The following is a 584-nucleotide window of genomic DNA, read 5'->3' on the forward strand; positions in this document are numbered from 1 at the left end:
CCTTGGTGACATCTTAGTTTTGCCTTTCACCAAGAAAGAAAACGCCGTTTTCAATACCTTCGATAAAGACAACGAAACCGCAGAAGCAGGTTACTACGCGGTTGAACTGAACAAAGGCGAAATCAAAGCGGAACTAACTACCACGCAACGTGTTGGCTTCCACCGCTACACTTTCAAAGAAGGCACCACGCCACACATCAAGTTCGATTTAGACCACACTCTCAACAAAGGTCACTTCAACAACCGCACCATGAAGGGCGATTTGGAGTTCATCGACGCTTACACCATCCGCGGTTTACGTAGCTCGAATGGCTGGGCGAACAACCAGCACGTCTACTTCTACGCCACCTTCAACCAACCTATCGTCAAAGCCATCGCTTTGGTTGACGGCGCAGAAACGGAAATCGATGTAAACAACGACAACATCGACGCAGTGAAAACCATCGCTTACCTAGAATTCGCACCATCATCAACACCGCTAGAAATCCAAGTAGGCTTGTCACCAACAGGCACAGAAGGTGCGGAGAAGAACTTAGAAGCAGAAGCGAAAGGTGTGTCATTTGATACTGCGCGCGCTCAAGCCA

General features: G+C 48.6%; 1 pseudogene. It reads left to right on the forward strand.

From position 1 onward, the window contains the following. Positions 1-584: pseudogene (locus R7R78_RS28115) on the forward strand (glycoside hydrolase family 92 protein); the annotation flags it as partial.

The organism is Vibrio sp. 2134-1 (genome assembly GCF_033339495.1).